Source organism: Streptomyces sp. 549, assembly GCF_030124175.1.
Classification (GTDB): Bacteria; Actinomycetota; Actinomycetes; order Streptomycetales; family Streptomycetaceae; genus Streptomyces.
In genome coordinates this window covers 1-14,777 of the sequence record NZ_JASKMT010000015.1, presented here as the reverse complement: position 1 = coordinate 14,777, position 14,777 = coordinate 1, and the positions used below count along the sequence as shown (strand labels likewise).

The window sequence follows — 14,777 nt, the reverse complement described above, 5'->3', positions numbered from 1 at the left end:
GCCGGTCAGGTGCGGCCGGCGGACTTCTGCGTGCGGCGCGAGACCGAGTCGATGACCACGGCGGCCAGCAGCACGCCACCGGTGATCATGTACTGGACGTGGGCGGGGCTGCCGAGCAGCGCCAGGCCGTTGGCGATGGAACCGATGACCAGCATGCCCAGCAGCGCCGACCAGACCTTGCCGCGACCGCCGAAGAGGCTGGTGCCGCCGATGACGGCTGCGGCGATGGCCTCCATGAGCAGGTTGCCGCTGCCCGCGCCCTGGTTCGCCGCGGCGATCCGCGAGGCGATGAGCAGACCGCCGAAGGCGGCCATCGTCCCGGCCAGTGCGAAGACCGAGATCCGCACCGCGGTGACGTTGATGCCTGCGCGGCGGGCAGCCTCGGTGTTGCCGCCGAGGGCGAACACCTTGCGGCCGTAGGTGGTGCGGCGCAGCAGCAGGTCGAAGCCGACGAGCACCACGATGAAGATCAGCAGCGCCAGCGGCAGGCCCTTGTACTGGTTGAGCATGTACGCGGCGAGGAAGGCGAGCAGCGCCAGCACACCCGTGCGGACGGCGATCTCGCTCATCGGCCGCGACGGGATGCCCGCCGCGTTGCGGCGGCGGCTGTCCAGGAACTGGGCCGCGAAGTAGCCGGCCACCGCGACGAACGCCAGGCCGTAGGCGGCGGCGACCTCGGAGAAGTAGTGGCTGGACAGGGTGGCGACGAGGCCCTCGTCGTCCAGGTTGATCGTGCCGGTGCTGTCGAGCACCTGGAGCATCAGGCCGTTCCAGGCGAGCAGGCCCGCCAGGGTGACCACGAACGCGGGCACGCCGATCTTCGCGAAGAAGAAGCCGTGCACGGTGCCGGCGAGTGCGCCGGTGAGCAGCGCGAACAGGATGGCCGCCCACTCGGGCATGCCGTTGTTGACGGCGAGCACCGCGAAGACCGCGCCGGACAGGCCGCTGACCGAGCCGACGGAGAGGTCGATCTCGCCCAGCAGCAGCACGAAGACGATGCCGACGGAGATCAGGCCGGTGCCGACGACGTAGACGGAGAGGTTGCTGAGGTTCTGCGCCGACAGGAAGTTGGAGTCCATCGACTGGAAGATCGCCCAGATGACGATCAGGCCCACCACGACGGGGACCGAGCCCAGCTCACCGCTGCGCATCTTGCGGGCGAACTCCCGCAGGTAGCCCGCCAGTCCCTGCTCGCGCACGAGCAGCCGGGGGTCGACCAGGGCGGGTCCGGCGACGGCGGTGGCGCCCGCCGGGGTGCCGTCCTCGGGCGACTTGGAGAGGTCGGTGCTCACTTCGTTCCCTCCGCGTTGCGTGCCTTGCGCCGGGTCACGGCGTTGTCCGTGGCGCCGGTGATGGCGGAGATGATCTCCTCCTGGGAGGTGGTCGCGACGTCGAAGACGCCGTTGTTGCGGCCCAGCCGCAGCACGGCGACCTTGTCCGCGACGGCCTTCACGTCGGCCATGTTGTGGCTGATGAGTATGACGGCGAGGCCGCGCTCGCGCAGGCGCTCGACCAGGTCGAGGACCTGGGCGGTCTGCTCCACGCCGAGGGCAGCGGTGGGCTCGTCGAGGATGACCAGCTTGGGCTCACCGAGCATCGAGCGGGCGATGGCGACGACCTGCCGCTGACCGCCGGAGAGCGAGGCGACGGGGATGCGCACGCTGGGGATGCGGATGGACAGCGAGTCGAGCAGCTCGCGGCTGCGGCCCTCCATCCGTACCTCGTCCAGCACACCGGCGCGCTGGATCTCGCGGCCGAGGAAGAGGTTGCCGACGACGTCCAGGTTGTCGCACAGGGCGAGGTCCTGGTAGACGGTGGCGATGCCCAGGTCCTGGGCGTCGTGGGGGCGGGTCACCACAGCGGGGCGGCCCTCCCATTCGAGTACGCCCTCGTCGGCGGGACCGACGCCGGCGATGGCCTTGACGAGGGTGGACTTGCCGGCGCCGTTGTCGCCGACGAGTGCGACCACCTCACCGGCGTGGACCTCCAGGTCGACGTCGGTGAGCGCCTGGACGGCACCGAAGCGCTTGGAGACTCCGCGCAACGCCAGAACCGGCGTAGCGGACATGTGGACCAACTCCTAGAAGATGTGCGCAAGGACGTCCGTGCCTGCCCGGTCCCGGGGTGGGCACCCCGGGACGCGGGACTTACGGGACGGTGGCTGAGCGGGGCGGAAGGTCTCCGCACGGCGGGCTCCGGAGGGCGGGCCCTCCGGAGCCCGCCGGGACCCCTTCCGGGAGTCCCGGCCGGGTGTTACTTCAGACCGGCCTTCTCGCACGCCTTCTGGTACTTCGGCGTGCAGATGTCGTTCAGCTTGTAGAGGCCGTCCTTGAGCACGGTCTCCTCGATGTTGTCCGCGGTCAGCGAGATCGGGGCGATCAGCGTGGCCGGGACACCCTTGGTGGTGGGGCTGTCGATGGTGGAGTCCGCCTTGACGTCCTCACCGCGGGCCAGCGCGATGGCCATCTCGGCCGCCGCGTCCGCCTCGGGCTTGTACGGCTTGTAGACGCTCATGAACTGCTCACCGGCGACGATGCGCTGGACACCGGCGAGTTCGGCGTCCTGACCGGTGACCGGCGGCAGGGTGTCGAAGCCGGCACCCTTCAGGGCGGTGATGATGCCGCCCGCCATGCCGTCGTTGGCGGAGTAGACGCCGACGATCTTGTCCTTGCCGATCGAGGAGATCGCGCCGTTCATGTTCTTGTTGGCCTCGCTGGGCTTCCACTCGGTGGTGTCGTAGGACTTGCCCACCTTCACCTTGCCCTCGAGGACGGACAGCGCGCCCTTCTTGAACATCGCCGCGTTCGGGTCGGTCGGCGAGCCGTTCATCATGACGATCTCGCCGTCGTCGGCCTTGTCGCCGATCTCGTCGAGCAGCGCCTGGCCCTGTACCTTGCCGACCTCCTCGTTGTCGAAGGAGGTGTAGGCGGAGATGGGGCCCTCCGCGAGGCGGTCGTAGGCGACGACCGGGATGCCCGCCTCGTCGGCCTTCTTGACCGAACCGGCCACGGACTTGGAGTCCACGGCGTCGAGGATGATCACGTCGACCTTCTTCGTGATCATCGAGTCCATCTGCTGCTGCTGGACGGAGGCGTCCTGCTTGGCGTTGACGTACGTCACCGAGCAGTCGGAGCACAGCTCCTTGATCTTCGCTTCGATGAGCGGCCTGTCGAAGTTCTCGTAGCGGGCGGTCTGGTCCTCCGGCAGCAGCAGGCCGATGGAGAGCGGACCGTCCTTCTTCTTCTCGTTGTCACCGGAACCGGTGTTCCCGCCGGACTCCTTCGCGCTGCCGCATGCGGCAAGCGAGGTGGCCATGGCGGTGGCAGCAAGAGCGACAGCGGCACGACGGAGAGTCGCGTTCATGAGGTGTACCTCCCTGACGAGGCCGCGACGTTGCGACCGAGGTGGCGTGAAGTCAACCCCCCGCCAGGTGCGTCGTCAAGAAGTAAATAATTAACGAGAAGGCAACGATGCCATGCGTGAACAACCTGAACGCAGCGTATCCGAGGGTGACGGGCACTCCTGAGGGCCGTACGGGCATCGCCCGTACGGCCCATCAGCCCCGGCGGCGTTCGCGCCGCCGCCGGCCGTCACGCGGAAGCGCGGACCACCTCTCCCACGGGCTCCAGGAGCGGGGCGTCGCCCATCTCGTTGAGGACCAGTGCCAGGGCGCCCAGCACCTCGGCACGCCCGCCCAGCGCCCCCGGCACCACGGACAGCATGCGGGCGGCGCTGGGGATGGCGTAGCGGGAGACGGAGTCGCGGATCGGGTCGAGCACCAGCTCGCCGGCCTCGGCCAGGTCGCCGCCGAGCACCACGCGGCTGGGGTTGAGCAGGTTGCACAGGTTGGCGACACCGCTGCCGATGTGGCGGCCGATGTCGGCGACCACCCGCCGGCAGCCCGGGTCGCCGCCGCGGGCCAGCGCGACCATGGCGGGCATCGTCAGGTCGGCCCCGTGGCTGGGCGTGAGCAGCGGCAGCACGTACCTGGCCGCGGTGAAGGTCTCCAGGCAGCCGCGGTTGCCGCAGCGGCACACCGGCCCCGACTCGTCGAGCGTGATGTGCCCTATCTCGCCCGCGGTTCCGCCGGGCCCACGGTAGATCTGACCGCCCATGACCAGGCCGGCGCCGACGCCGCTGGCCACCTTGATGTAGGCGAGGTCCGCCACTCCCCTGCCGCTGCCCCAGACCAGCTCACCCAGGGCGCCGAGGTTGGCGTCGTTGTCGACGTGCACCTCCACGCCGAGCCGGGCGGTCAGTTCGTCGCGCGGGTTGATGCCGGTCCAGCCCGGCAGGATCGCCGTGGAGCCGAGCACGCCGGTCTCCACGTCGATCGGGCCCGGTACGCCCAGGCCGACACCGATGACCTTCTCGCGCCGCACGCCGGTGGTGGCGAGCAGCCGCTCCACCAGTTGCTCCGCCCGGTCGAAGCCCTGGGCGGCCGAGGAGTCGACATCGAACGGTTCGGCCTCCTCCGCCAGCACCTTGTGCGCCAGGTTGCCGATCGCCACACGCAGGTGCGAGTGCCCGAAGTCGACTCCCACGACGATGCCCGCGTCCCCCGAGAGGGACACGCTGCGCGCCCGGCGACCGCCCGCGGAGGTCGGGGTGACGTCGACAGTGCCGCTGTCCTTGAGCTCCCGGACGATGTTGGAGACGGTGGCCGCCGACAGGCCGGTCGCCCTCGCGATCTCGGCCTGGGTCAGCGACCCGGCCATGCGCACGGCCCGGACGACACGTTCGAGGTTGGCCCGGTGCAGTGAGGACTGCGAGCCCGGTGTCTCCACTACTGATCCACTCCCGCCTGGACGGCACGGCACGCCGGCCGCCCGTCGACCGCGCCACAGCAGTGGGGCAACGGCCTGTTTCCAACATATGAACCCTAAGGGGACCGTGCGGGGTTCTCCCCCGTCAAGACCTTGAGCGGAGCCGGTGCTCAAATGTGCTCCATACGACGAGCACACCGCAGCCACGTGGTACGACGCGGACCCGGCCCTTCCGGGCGTTGCCGCGAAGGGCCCGCATTCCGTCGAGAGTCGTGCGCCGCAAGGGTGAGAGCGCGCCCAACCACCGGACCCGACAGGCTCTGAAAAGCCCCGACAAGCCCTGACCGGGAACGTCCCCGGCTCACCGGACCGGGGTGGCGGACTTCCAGGCGGGCACGGCGACCGAACGGATGTCGCGGGCACCGACACCGACCGCCTGGAGCGCCAGCACACCGCACTGCAGCCCGAGGTCGTGCGTCCCGCCGCGCGGCGGGACGGGCCTCAGGGCGGCGGTGACGCACAGGTCGAGCAGGGCCCTGGCGGTGACGGTGAGGTCGGCGGGGCGCCCGTCGGGCAGCTCCACCCGGAAGTCGCCGCGCGCCTGCCCGGCGGTCAGCACCCGTTCGCAGTCGCGGCGCATCCGGCGCTCGCTCTCACGGAGCCGGGCGGCGGTCCCCTCGTCGAGGTAGCGCCGCTCGGACCGGGCGACGGCGGCCCGCGCGCGGTGCTCGGCACAGCACTCGGTGACCGCGAGGGCGGTCTCCCACAGCTGGCGGACCGGGTCGGTGCCTCCCCGGCGCAGGGCGGCGGTCACCCGCTGCTCCAGGTCCTCCTGGTGCTGCGCGGCGATCGCGTGCAGCAGCGCGTCCTTCGAGCGGAAGTGGTTGTAGAGGGCGCCGGGTGACATGCCGAGCGCGGCCAGGATGCGGCGCACGCTGGTGCCCGGATAGCCGTGCCGGTGGAAGAGTTCGGCGGCGACGTGCTCGATCCGGCACCGGGTGCCGGGTCCGGCGGGCGCCTCGGGCAGGCCGTCCGCCCCGGTCACCCGCCGCACCGGGCCGGCACATCCCGGAGACCCGTCGTCACGAAGTGAACACTCACAGTGAGACACCCTACAAGCGGAACGGAGAGTCGGGGCGGGCCGTCCGGTCCCGGCGGGTCGCCGGCCGGGACCGCGGGCACCGCTACTTGAGGGTGGCGGCGGTCAGGCCGGACTGGACCTGGCGCTGGAAGGACAGGTAGACGACGAGGACCGGCAGCATCGCGATGGTCATGCCCGCGTAGAGCGCCGGCAGGTCCCCCTCGTAGCCCTGCTGCTGCATGATGTTGACGAGGCCCTGGGCGAGCACCGACCGGTCCGGGTCCTCGCCGCTCTGCTGCTGCATCAGGGTCAGCGGCAGGATGTACTGGTTCCACTGGCCGAGCACGTTGAAGATGCCGACGCTCAGCAGTCCCGGTTTGGCCATCGGCAGCATGACCTGGAAGAAGATCCGGGTGTGCGAGGCGCCGTCGAGCACCGCCGCCTCGTGCACGGCGGTGGGCAGCGTCCGGAAGAACGAGCTGAGGAAGAACACCGTGAACGGCAGCGAGTAGGCGACGTACACCAGGATCAGGCCCTGGTAGGTGTTCAGCATGCCCAGCCGGTTCACCATGAAGTACAGCGGTACCAGCGCCAGGAAGACGGGGAACATCGCCCCGGCGACGAAGAAGTAGTAGAAGAAGCGGTTGCCGGGGAAGTCGTAGCGGGCCAGCACGTAGGCGGCCATCGCTCCCAGCAGCATGGTGAGCGGCACCGAGAACACCATGACGATGACGGTGTTCAGCAGGTAGTCGCCGACGCCCTTGGCCCAGCCGCGCTGGAAGGCGTCGAACGCCCAGTTGCTCGGCACGCTCCATGCGCTGGAGCCGATCTCGGAGTCCGTCTTGAACGACCCCAGTACGATCCACACCAGCGGCAGCACGATCATGACCGTCCACAGCACGAGGAATCCGTGCGAGAAGACGTTGAGCGTGCGCCCCTCCATGGCGTCCCTGGACGGCCTCTCCTCCGTGCCGCGGGCCCTTCCGCCCGGGGGGCCCTTCGGCCCCTGGGGCCGGGCGGGGACCTTCGGCGGTTCCTGCGTCGACATCGTCATGGCGCTTCTTCCTTTAGAACTCGACGCGTTCACGGCGACTGGCCCGCAGCGTGATGAGGGAGACGACCAGGGTGAACAGGAGCATCACCACACCGATGGCACAGGCGTAGCCGGCCTTTCCGAAGATGTTGAAGTTGCGCATCAGGTAGGTGGCCAGCACCTCGCTGTTGTGGTCGGGGCCGCCGCCGAACTGGCCGGGGGTGAGGGTGGAGACCAGCAGGAAGGCGTCCATCGCGAGGATCGCCAGGAACACCCAGGCGGTCTGCACGGTGTCCCACAGCAGCGGCAGCGTGAGCCGGAAGAACGTCTGGGTGCGGCTGGCGCCGTCGAGCAGGGCCGCCTCGAAGTAGTCGCGCGGGATGGACTGCATGGCGGCGGAGAACAGCACCATGTAGAAGCCGACGCCGGACCAGACGAGCACGAAGATCAGGCACCAGCGCACCAGTGCCGGGTCGTTGAGCCATTCGATCGGGGACGCCGGATCGGACAGCCCGACCGCGACCAGCGCCCCGTTGAGCAGCCCCGCCTCGTCACTGCGGTAGACCGCGCGGAAGAGGATGGCCAGGATCGCGATGGACAGCACCTGCGGGAAGAAGAACACGATCCGGTACAGGGCCGCGCCGCGCACGCCCTGCACCCCGCCGGCGGTCCCGCGTCCGCCCACGTTGATCATGAAGGCGAAGAACAGTGCCAGCAGGATGGTGAGGACGGGGACGAAGACCAGGAGCTGGACGTTGTTCCGCAGCGCGCTGAGAAACACGTCGTCGTGGAGCAGTGCCCGGTAGTTGTCCAGCCCCACGAAGTTGAACGACTGGGACTGCCCGCTCCAGTCGGTGAGTGAGTACCCGAAGGTCTGCACGTACGGCCAGACCACGAACACGAGGTACAGCCCCACGGGCATGAAGAGGAATCCCGCGATGAACGGGTACTTGCCTTGCCGCATGACACCCTGCTCCCGGATCTCCGCCTTACCGGCCCCTCCCCTCAGTCCCGCTTGTTCTGCTTGCTGGCCGGGTCCTTCGCCGCCTTGTCGACCGCGGCCTGCGCCTTCTTCAGCCAGTCGGCCGGCTTGATGCGCTTGGCCATCAGCTCGGCGGTGGCGTTGCGGATGGACTCGTCCATCGCGCTGTACCACTCGGTGTAGAGGTAGTCGAAGCGCTCCTCCGCGGGGCAGGCGTCCACGGCGGCGATGGCCGACTTGATGCCGGGGCGCAGCTCGACGCCCTCGTCCACGGCCCCGTCGACGATCGACAGCGAGCTGACCTCCTTGGCGAAGCTCGTCGACCACTCCTTGGAGAGCATCTGGCGCAGGAACTCCAGGCCTCCCGCCTGGTTCTTCGCCTTGGCGGGCACGATGAACGGCTCACCGGCGCCGGCGCGCAGGGCGTGGAAGGGCATCACGCTCTCCTCCAGCACCGGCACGGGCAGGAAGGTCATCTCGAAGTCCTCGGGGGTGGACTTCAGCTGCTCGTTCTCCAGCCAGGAGCCGCTGGGGATGAACAGCGCCTTGCCCTCGTTCCACTTGGTCTGCGACTCCACGTGGTCCAGGCCGTTGGTGCCGGGCATCAGCAGGCCCTTGTCGACGATCTCGTAGACCGCCTCGATGGACCGCTTGGCCGCGTCGTTGCCGACGAACGCCCTGGGGTCGAGGTTGTCGATCGCCTTCATCGAGTCCAGACCGCCGGTCTTGGCGATGAGGTCCATGATGACGACGTTCATGTAGTAGGGGTGCTTGCCCTGGTGGGCGAGGCCGCCGATGCCCTTCTTCTTCGCCTCCTGCATCACGGAGACGAAGTCGTCCCAGGTCTCGGGCGCCGTCCAGCCGTTGTCCTTGAACAGCTTGCCGGAGTACCACAGGCCCCAGACGGTGTAGACGTAGTTCAGGGCGTGCATCTTGCCGCCGAAGAAGCCCTTCTCCGCGGTGCCGGGGATGAGGGTGTCGCGGACCTTCTTCTCCGGGTCGTCGACCGAGGGCGCGTCGAGCAGCTGGGTGAGGTCGGTGAGCTGGCCCTGCTTGTGCAGGACGTCCAGCTTGATGGACTGGGCCCCGGAGTTGTCGACGACGTCCGGCGGGTTGCCCGCGTTGAAGCGGGGCTGGAGCTTGCCGGTGATCTCCTGCGTGCCCAGGTGGCTGACCTTCGCGTCCCAGGACTTGGCGTACACGCCTTCCCACTGCTTGGCGTACTCGTCACCGAAGCCGCCCTTGAAGACGACCACGTCGAGCGCGTCGCCCTTGTTGACACCGAAGGGGTTGTCCTTGGTGACGGCGCCCTTCTTGACGGGCTTCGACTCCTCGCCGCCGCCCGAGGCGCAGGAGGACAGAGCGGCCACTCCGGGGACGGCGATGAGGCCGATCGCCGCTGCGCGCTTGATCAGGTCACGACGGTTGAGATTGGTGGATCCCATGCTCAAGTCCTCGCCTTCTCACAGGACTCAGGCGGTGTGCGTACCGGTCTCCCGTCGACTTGCCACTGGCGAAGGGCCCGACACCGCGGGTCAGTTGAAGCTGGGGTCGTACGCTCGGGCCCGCTCGCGCGACAAGCGTCCGGCGGTCCGGGTGCCGACAGGTATAGTCCACTTCCCGCAGGCGAGGCAAGATCGGAAGCGATTCCGCGCGGCATACTTTCCCGAGTTGAGACCTGCGGCACGGCAGCGGCGCCGCACCCCGCCAGAAGCGGGATGCGGCGCCGTGGGAACCGCGTGGGGCAGCCGTGCTGCCGGAAGGGTTACTTCCGGATCAGCGAGCGCAGCACGTACTGCATGATGCCGCCGTTGCGGTAGTAGTCGGCCTCGCCCGGGGTGTCGATCCGGACCTTGGCGTCGAACTCCACGCCGGTGTCGGTGCTGACCTTGACCGTCTCGGGAATGCCGCCGTCGTTCAGCGCGGTCACGCCGGAGATCGAGAAGGTCTCCTCACCGGTCAGTCCGAGCGCCGCCGCGGAGGAGCCCTCCGGGAACTGCAGCGGCAGCACGCCCATGCCGATCAGGTTCGAGCGGTGGATGCGCTCGTAGGACTCGGCGACGACGGCCTTGACGCCGAGCAGCGCGGTGCCCTTGGCCGCCCAGTCGCGGGACGAGCCGGAGCCGTACTCCTTGCCCGCCAGCACGACCAGCGGGATGCCGGCGGCCTGGTAGTTCTGCGAGGCGTCGTAGATGAACGACACCGGCGCGTCGGCCGCGTTCTCGGCCTGCGTGAAGTCGCGGGTGTAGCCGCCCTCGGTGCCCGGCGCGATCTCGTTGCGCAGGCGGATGTTGGCGAACGTGCCGCGGATCATGACCTCGTGGTTGCCGCGGCGCGAGCCGTAACTGTTGAAGTCGCGACGCTCCACACCGTGCTCGTTGAGGTACTTCGCGGCCGGGGTGTCGGCCTTGATGGCACCGGCCGGGGAGATGTGGTCGGTGGTGACCGAGTCGCCCAGCTTGGCCAGCACCCGCGCGCCCTCGATGTCCTCCACGGGCGCGGGGTCCATTCCCATGCCCTCGAAGTACGGGGGCTTGCGCACGTAGGTGGACTGCGGGTCCCACTCGAAGGTGTTGCCGGTGGGAACGGGCAGCGCCTGCCACTGGGCGTCGCCGGCGAAGACGTCGCTGTAGCTGCGGCCGAACATCTCCTGGCCGATCGCGGAGGCGACGACCTCCTCGATCTCCGCCTCGGTGGGCCACACGTCCGCCAGGAAGACGGGCTTGCCCTCCTTGTCGGTGCCGATCGGGTCGCGGGTGATGTCGATCTTCATCGAACCGGCCAGGGCGTAGGCCACGACCAGCGGGGGCGACGCCAGGTAGTTCATCTTGACGTCGGGGTTGATCCGGCCCTCGAAGTTCCGGTTGCCGGACAGCACGGAGACGACGGCGAGGTCGTTGTCGTTGACGGCCTTGGAGACCTCGTCCGGCAGCGGGCCGGAGTTGCCGATGCAGGTGGTGCAGCCGTAACCGACCAGGTTGAAGCCCAGCTTGTCCAGGTAGGCCGTCAGGCCCGCGCGGTCGTAGTAGTCCATGACGACCTTGGAGCCCGGGGCGAGCGTGGTCTTGACCCACGGCTTGCTGGTCAGGCCCTTCTCCACGGCCTTCTTCGCCAGCAGCGCCGCACCGACCATCACGGACGGGTTGGAGGTGTTGGTGCAGGAGGTGATCGCGGCGACCGTGACGGCGCCGTGGTCGATCTCGTAGGTGGAGCCGTCAGGGGCGGTGACGGTGACCAGCTTCGTGGGGATGCCGTTGGAGACAGCCGGGGAGTCGGAGGCCGGGAAGGACTCCTTGCCCGCCTCGTCCAGGTCGGTGTCGTCCACGTAGTTGCGGACGTCCTGGCCGAACTGGTCGGCGGCGCGGGACAGCGCGATGCGGTCCTGCGGGCGCTTGGGACCGGCGATGGACGGCACGACCGTGGCGAGGTCCAGCTCCAGGTACTCGGAGAAGACCGGCTCGTCATCCGCGTTCGGGTCGAGCCACAGGCCCTGCTCCTTGGCGTACGCCTCCACCAGCGCGAGCTGCTGGGCGTCGCGGCCGGTGAGGCGCAGGTAGTTGATCGTCTCGCCGTCGATGGGGAACATCGCCGCGGTGGAGCCGAACTCCGGCGACATGTTGCCGATGGTGGCGCGGTTGGCGAGCGGGATCGCGGAGACGCCCTCGCCGTAGAACTCGACGAACTTGCCGACCACACCGTGCTTGCGCAGCATCTCGGTGATGGTGAGCACCAGGTCGGTGGCGGTGGTGCCGGTGGGCAGCGAACCGGTCAGCTTGAAGCCGACGACCCGCGGGATCAGCATGGAGACGGGCTGGCCGAGCATCGCGGCCTCGGCCTCGATGCCGCCGACGCCCCAGCCCAGCACGCCGAGGCCGTTGACCATGGTGGTGTGGGAGTCGGTGCCGACCAGGGTGTCCGGGTAGGCCTGGCCGCCGCGGACCATGACCGTCCTGGCCAGGTGCTCGATGTTGACCTGGTGAACGATGCCGGTGCCCGGGGGGACGACCTTGAACTCGTCGAAGGCGGTCTGGCCCCAGCGCAGGAACTGGTAGCGCTCGCGGTTGCGGCCGTACTCCAGCTCGACGTTCTGCCCGAACGCCTCGGGCGTGCCGAAGCGGTCGGCGATGACGGAGTGGTCGATGACCAGCTCGGCGGGGGCGAGCGGGTTGATCCGGGCCGGGTCGCCGCCCAGCTCCTTGACCGCCTCGCGCATGGTGGCAAGGTCGACCACGCAGGGCACGCCGGTGAAGTCCTGCATGATCACGCGAGCCGGCGTGAACTGGATCTCCTGGTTCGGCTGCGCCGCGGGATCCCAGCCGGCCAGCGCCCGGATGTGGTCGGCGGTGATGTTCGCGCCGTCCTCGGTACGCAGCAGGTTCTCCAGCAGGATCTTCAGGCTGTAGGGAAGACGCGCCACGCCCTCGACCTTGTCCAGCCTGAAGATCTCATACGACTCGTCGCCCACTCGCAGCGTACTGCGAGCGTCGAAGCTGTTCGCCGACACGACAGTCTCCTTCAATGCATGATTCGCGTGTACCACCACGATCCTGCCGTCTGCAGGACCTTGCCCATCTACTGAGGCGAACCTAAGTTAGGGTTGCCTAACGTCCGTGGGGAGTGGCACGCCCTCCGGCAGATATCTCGATGTCGAGATAACTGTAGTACATCGCCGTCGAACGGTCATGCCCCGACCCGCTTGTCCTGCGCCATCGAACCCTGGAAGACCCGGCCACCGGCAGCAGGCGCCCTGCGGATCAGGTGGCGGGGATCGGGCCGCATACGCTCGGCAACGTGCCCCGCCACCCGAGAACGCCCCGCCCACTGGTCGCCGACGGACACGCATACCTGTGGACGACACGCCACAGCCACTCCCGGGATCGCGACGGGCGACCCGTGGACTGCCGCCACATCCTCACGTTCTTCCCGCAGCCGGCCGGCAGCAGCGGCCCCCTGCGCGTCGTCTTCGCCGAGGAACCCGATCGATACGTCCCCGGTGGGGCACCCGCCGGCTCCGGGGACGTGGGCTTCCTTCACAGCGCACACCTGAACCTGCACGAGCCCGGCGCGGCCCGGGCCCTGCTCGACGCCGCCCTGGCCCGCGGGTGGCGGCCCGGGCACCGGCGGACGGTCGTAGTCGACGGCTGGCCCCTGCTGGCGGCAGTCGCCGCGCGGTGAGCCCGCCGGAGTTCGCGTGTCAACGCGCACCGGGAGGCCAAAAGGATTATACACGGATATGACGTACCGACTGACGACCCGCCCGCCGTCACCCGATTGGCCCTCCAGGCAAGCGAGTTCATCTCATATCTGAGATAGGGTCGCGCTCATGACCGACGACTACCTCGCCCGTATCGGCAAGCTCATCCGGGACGCACGACAGCATCGGGGCTGGACACAGGCGCAGCTGGCACAGGCACTGGCCACCAGCCAAAGCGCGGTGAACCGTATCGAACGCGGCCACCAGAACATCAGCCTTGAGATGATCGCCCGTATCGGCGAAGCCCTGGACAGCGAGATCGTCGCCCTCGGCTACTCCGGCCCGATGCACCTGCGGGTGGTCGGCGGTCGGCGGCTCTCCGGCAGCATCGACGTGAAGACCAGCAAGAACGCCTGCGTGGCACTGCTCTGCGCCACGCTGCTGAACTCCGGACGCACCGTGCTGCGCCGCGTCGCCCGCATCGAGGAGGTCTTCCGCATCCTGGAGGTGCTCCACTCCGTCGGCGTCCGGACCCGCTGGATCAACGACAGCGCCGACCTGGAGATCGTGCCCCCGGCGACGCTGGACCTCGGTGGCATGGACGCCGAGGCCGCCCGCCGCACGCGGTCCATCATCATGTTCCTCGGCCCGCTGCTGCACCGGCTCGACCGGTTCCAGCTCCCCTACGCGGGCGGCTGCGACCTGGGCACCCGAACCGTCGAACCTCACCTGCAGGCGCTGCGCCGCTTCGGCCTGGACGTCACCGCGACCGAGGGCACCTACCACGCCGTCGTCGACCGGTCCGTCACTCCCGAGCGCCCGATCGTGCTGACCGAGCGCGGGGACACCGTCACCGAGAACGCCCTGCTGGCCGCCGCCCGGCACCCCGGCGTCACGGTGATCCGCAACGCGTCCTCCAACTACATGGTCCAGGACCTGTGCTTCTTCCTGGAGCTGCTGGGCGTCCGCGTCGAGGGCATCGGCACCACCACGCTCACCGTGCACGGTCAGGCCCACATCGACGTGGACGTCGACTACTCGCCGTCGGAGGACCCGGTCGAGGCGATGAGCCTGATCGCGGCGGCCGTCGTCACCGAGTCGGAGCTGACCATCCGGCGGGCGCCGGTGGAGTTCCTGGAGGTCGAGCTGGCCGTACTGGAGGAGATGGGCCTCGACCACGACCGCAGCCCCGAGTACGCCGCGGACAACGGCCGCACCCGGCTCGTCGACCTCACCGTGCGCCCCTCCAAGCTGGAGGCGCCCATCGACAAGGTCCACCCGATGCCGTTCCCCGGACTGAACATCGACAACGTGCCGTTCTTCGCCGCCATCGCGGCCTCCGCCCACGGCTCCACGCTGATCCACGACTGGGTCTACGACAACCGCGCCATCTACCTCACCGACCTCAACCGGCTCGGCGGACGCCTGCAACTGCTCGACCCGCACCGCGTACTCGTCGAGGGCCCCACCCGCTGGCGCGCCGCCGAGATGATGTGCCCGCCGGCCCTACGCCCCGCGGTGGTCGTACTGCTGGCCATGATGGCCGGCGACGGCACCTCCGTGCTGCGCAACGTCTACGTCATCAACCGCGGCTACGAGGACCTCGCCGCCCGCCTCAACTCCGTCGGCGCGCAGATCGAGATCTTCCGCGACATCTGAGTGGACGTTAAGTCCGTTTCTGATAGCGGCCTCGTCCGGGTTGGGTGAGGAAGCCTTGGCGG

At 69.1% G+C, this 14,777-nt stretch carries 11 protein-coding genes; 2 read left to right on the top strand and 9 right to left on the bottom strand.

From position 1 onward, the window contains the following. Positions 1-5: 5 nt before the first annotated feature. The 9 genes from QNO07_RS17475 to acnA all read right to left on the bottom strand — a co-directional run bounded on the left by QNO07_RS17475 (position 6) and on the right by acnA (position 12,366). Positions 6-1,292: a sugar ABC transporter permease gene (locus tag QNO07_RS17475; protein WP_283993021.1), complete on the bottom strand. Its 1,287-nt coding sequence runs from the start codon at positions 1,290-1,292 to the stop codon at positions 6-8. Continuing rightward, complete coding sequence (locus tag QNO07_RS17470; RefSeq protein ID WP_283993020.1) at positions 1,289-2,077, bottom strand: ATP-binding cassette domain-containing protein; 789 nt, start codon at positions 2,075-2,077, stop codon at positions 1,289-1,291. The genes QNO07_RS17475 and QNO07_RS17470 overlap by 4 nt, the downstream gene beginning before the upstream one ends. Before the next feature lie 176 nt (positions 2,078-2,253). Further along, positions 2,254-3,363, bottom strand: a complete 1,110-nt coding sequence (locus QNO07_RS17465; RefSeq protein WP_283993018.1) for an ABC transporter substrate-binding protein — start codon at positions 3,361-3,363, stop codon at positions 2,254-2,256. 227 nt (positions 3,364-3,590) lie between these two features. Beyond that, complete coding sequence (locus QNO07_RS17460) at positions 3,591-4,787, bottom strand: ROK family transcriptional regulator (protein WP_283993017.1); 1,197 nt, start codon at positions 4,785-4,787, stop codon at positions 3,591-3,593. A gap of 340 nt (positions 4,788-5,127) precedes the next feature. After that, the gene (locus QNO07_RS17455) at positions 5,128-5,811 is read right to left on the bottom strand and encodes a TetR/AcrR family transcriptional regulator (protein ID WP_283993016.1); all 684 of its coding nucleotides are present in this window, start codon (positions 5,809-5,811) and stop codon (positions 5,128-5,130) included. 139 nt (positions 5,812-5,950) lie between these two features. Further along, positions 5,951-6,895 (bottom strand): carbohydrate ABC transporter permease, encoded by a 945-nt coding sequence (locus QNO07_RS17450; protein ID WP_502961872.1) that lies wholly within the window; start codon positions 6,893-6,895, stop codon positions 5,951-5,953. A 19-nt stretch (positions 6,896-6,914) separates the two neighbouring features. After that, complete coding sequence (locus tag QNO07_RS17445; RefSeq protein ID WP_283993014.1) at positions 6,915-7,844, bottom strand: carbohydrate ABC transporter permease; 930 nt, start codon at positions 7,842-7,844, stop codon at positions 6,915-6,917. 41 nt (positions 7,845-7,885) lie between these two features. Then, positions 7,886-9,307 (bottom strand): N-acetylglucosamine/diacetylchitobiose ABC transporter substrate-binding protein, encoded by a 1,422-nt coding sequence (gene ngcE / locus QNO07_RS17440; protein WP_283993012.1) that lies wholly within the window; start codon positions 9,305-9,307, stop codon positions 7,886-7,888. 320 nt (positions 9,308-9,627) lie between these two features. After that, positions 9,628-12,366 (bottom strand): aconitate hydratase AcnA, encoded by a 2,739-nt coding sequence (gene acnA / locus QNO07_RS17435; RefSeq protein WP_283993011.1) that lies wholly within the window; start codon positions 12,364-12,366, stop codon positions 9,628-9,630. Between the two features lie 287 nt (positions 12,367-12,653). Here acnA and QNO07_RS17430 point away from each other — a divergent pair, with 287 nt between their 5' ends. Next, entirely contained in the window at positions 12,654-13,037 is a 384-nt protein-coding gene (locus QNO07_RS17430) for a hypothetical protein (protein ID WP_283993009.1), read from the top strand. Between the two features lie 148 nt (positions 13,038-13,185). Then, positions 13,186-14,715, top strand: a complete 1,530-nt coding sequence (locus QNO07_RS17425) for a UDP-N-acetylglucosamine 1-carboxyvinyltransferase (protein ID WP_283993008.1) — start codon at positions 13,186-13,188, stop codon at positions 14,713-14,715. Positions 14,716-14,777: the final 62 nt, after the last annotated feature.

Excerpts from the sequence above, each read along its gene's own strand:
- QNO07_RS17465 (WP_283993018.1), bottom strand. The coding sequence starts at position 3,363 with ATGAACGCGACTCTCCGTCGTGCCGCTGTCGCTCTTGCTGCCACCGCC.
- QNO07_RS17450 (WP_502961872.1), bottom strand. The coding sequence starts at position 6,895 with ATGTCGACGCAGGAACCGCCGAAGGTCCCCGCCCGGCCCCAGGGGCCG.
- QNO07_RS17445 (WP_283993014.1), bottom strand. The coding sequence starts at position 7,844 with ATGCGGCAAGGCAAGTACCCGTTCATCGCGGGATTCCTCTTCATGCCC.
- ngcE (WP_283993012.1), bottom strand. The coding sequence starts at position 9,307 with ATGGGATCCACCAATCTCAACCGTCGTGACCTGATCAAGCGCGCAGCG.
- QNO07_RS17425 (WP_283993008.1), top strand. The coding sequence starts at position 13,186 with ATGACCGACGACTACCTCGCCCGTATCGGCAAGCTCATCCGGGACGCA.